Genomic DNA, 680 nt, shown 5'->3' on the forward strand with positions numbered 1-680 from the left:
AGCGCGATGTAGGGCATGGTGGCCAGGATGCCGGTGACGGCCACCGCCAGCGACAGGCCCTTGGAGCCGAAGCGGCCGCGGACGAAGTCCGAGGTGGTGACGTAGCCGTGCTTGTGGGAGACCGACCACAGGCGCGGCAGGAAGGTGAAGACCAGCGGGTAGACCAGGATCGTGTAGGGCACCGCGAAGAAGCCGGACGCGCCCGCCGCGTACACCGCCGCCGGGACGGCCACGAAGGTGTAGGCCGTGTACAGGTCCCCGCCCAGCAGGAACCAGGTGACCCAGCCGCCGAAGCTGCGGCCGCCGAGCCCCCACTCGTCCAGGTGCAGCGCGTTCTCGGCCCTGCGCCAGCGGGCGGCCAGGAAGCCGAGCACCGTGACGACCACGAAGAAGAAGATGAAGACGGCCAGTGCGACGCCGTTGATTCCGTCCTTCACTTCGACGCCTCCTTCCGTGCCCGCTCCTCGCGGCGGACCAGGACGTACGCGGTGTACGTCAGTCCGGAGGAGAGGAACACCCACGCCATCTGGTACCAGTAGAAGAACGGGATGCCGATGAACTCGGGGGTCAGCTTCGCGTACGAGCCGACCCAGAGCATCGCGACGAACGGGATGACGAGGCAGACGCCGGCGATCACACGGGTGGGGGTGACCACCGGCGGCCGGACCGGAGTTCCGGTT

At 68.4% G+C, this 680-nt stretch carries 2 protein-coding genes; both read right to left on the reverse strand.

Annotated elements, in window-relative coordinates; genetic code table 11:
* A partial coding sequence (locus PV364_RS41145) for a sodium:solute symporter family transporter (protein ID WP_415924680.1) occupies positions 1-437 on the reverse strand: 437 nt, incomplete at its 3' end.
* Positions 434-680: DUF3311 domain-containing protein (locus PV364_RS41150; protein ID WP_319666064.1), on the reverse strand; the 247-nt coding region annotated here is incomplete at its 5' end. The genes PV364_RS41145 and PV364_RS41150, both read right to left, overlap by 4 nt.

Origin of the sequence: Streptomyces sp. MI02-7b (assembly GCF_033793585.1) — a bacterium.
In the GTDB taxonomy this organism is placed as follows: domain Bacteria; phylum Actinomycetota; class Actinomycetes; order Streptomycetales; family Streptomycetaceae; genus Actinacidiphila.